The sequence below is a fragment of the Brevibacillus sp. HB1.3 genome, from assembly GCF_013186635.1.
Classification (GTDB): Bacteria; Bacillota; Bacilli; order Brevibacillales; family Brevibacillaceae; genus Brevibacillus; species Brevibacillus brevis_D.
Genome location: NZ_JABMIT010000040.1, coordinates 1 through 263, shown reverse-complemented (window position 1 = coordinate 263; position 263 = coordinate 1). Strand labels below are relative to the sequence as shown.

At 48.3% G+C, this 263-nt stretch carries 2 tRNA genes; both read right to left on the bottom strand.

The features are described from left to right. Window positions 1-82 precede the first annotated feature (82 nt). A tRNA-Ala gene (locus tag HPY31_RS28575) sits at window positions 83-158 on the bottom strand. A gap of 17 nt (window positions 159-175) precedes the next feature. Then, window positions 176-252 (bottom strand) — tRNA-Ile (locus HPY31_RS28570). Window positions 253-263 lie beyond the last annotated feature (11 nt).

Genomic DNA, 263 nt, shown 5'->3' with positions numbered 1-263 from the left:
AATTTGGCTATTTCTCAAAAGTGACGAAAAATAATGTATCACATCTTCCCGTTCACTTTCAAGTGCTTTTTTAAAACTTTTTTGGTGGAGCTGAACGGGATCGAACCGATGACCTCCTGCTTGCAAGGCAGGCGCTCTCCCAACTGAGCTACAGCCCCATACTAGGGGAAATATATGGTGGGCCTAGGCTGACTCGAACAGCCGACCTCACGCTTATCAGGCGTGCGCTCTAACCAACTGAGCTATAGGCCCGCAAAGGAGTT